Annotated in this window: 1 protein-coding gene; it reads right to left on the bottom strand. The window is 50.7% G+C overall.

Annotated features, from left to right (window positions below; translation table 11 throughout):
* A partial coding sequence (locus AC2A06_RS18700) for an FG-GAP repeat domain-containing protein (RefSeq protein WP_484381280.1) occupies positions 1–751 on the bottom strand: 751 nt, incomplete at both ends.

Below are 751 nucleotides of genomic sequence, written 5' to 3'. Positions count from 1 at the left end.
CGGCGCAATATTGGTGTTTTTCACCAGCAAGGTCGGTGCAGCATTATCACTCGACACCACTGCGCCATCTGCACCTGAACGATACAGCACCAGGTCCATTGACCCATCCCAATCATAATCCAGGGCGACTGCACCCGTCAGATTACTGTAGGTGGTTGCTGTCAGCTCAATGCCGGCAGCCGACCAGTTGTTAGTGCCAGTGTTGAGATAGAGTGCAGGGCTAGCGGTAACACCCGAGCGTGGCACTTCAATGATGTCCATTTTACCATCATGGTTCCAGTCAACCGCCAATGAAACACCACCATCCAAATTGTCACCAAACCATAATGCCTGAGCGTCTGTAGCATTCAGATTACCCGTGCCATCGTTCAGATAGATACGGCTTTCATTACTGTTATTCCCGCCTTTAGAACCACGGCTCAGGAACAGATCCAACCAACCATCACCGTTGTAATCGGCATAGGTCATGGAAATGGCCCTATCACCGGCATCTTCATGGCCGTCATTGCGGAACACGTTACTGAAAATATCTACTTTGCCAAAGTTGGTCTGGTTGGTACCTGTGGTCTGGTTATACAAGACAGCAAGACCGCGCCCGAGGTTACCTCCGTTCGACGTAAGTGTGTTGAAGTCGACATGGCCAGTAATATCAATGGTACCGTTATTATCGATATCCACCGCCCCAAGTTCGTGCATAAAGCTCAAGCCAGCAGGCAGCGCACCACCTGGATTACCATTTGCGCCGTCAGCA

The sequence above is a fragment of the Serratia sp. HNCC26DJ244 genome, assembly GCF_057180565.1.
Note: the sequence above shows the minus strand (reverse complement) of the source record. Positions and strands in the feature narration are given on the sequence as shown.